We start from the raw sequence: 258 nt of genomic DNA, 5'->3' as shown, positions 1-258 counted from the left end.
AATTCCCTCAAGTTGACGTCCAATATTTTGGTCAATAGAGCTCACTCTGACATACCCCACCTTATGACCTTTCATTTTGCCCTCTAACAGACGCTTATTTCTATTTATTGTAATTCATGAATTTATAATTTAAAAGTTACATGTAACGTATGGACAAATTTTATTTAAATGAGACATAAATTCTGGGGTCTTCTGAGTGTTATTTTAGGGTATACCCTATTTTTACATATAAAAATAACACTTCTTACTTTTATAAAC

Source organism: Acinetobacter sp. UBA3025 (assembly GCF_002367915.1).
Taxonomy (GTDB): domain Bacteria; phylum Pseudomonadota; class Gammaproteobacteria; order Pseudomonadales; family Moraxellaceae; genus Acinetobacter.
Note: the sequence above shows the minus strand (reverse complement) of the source record.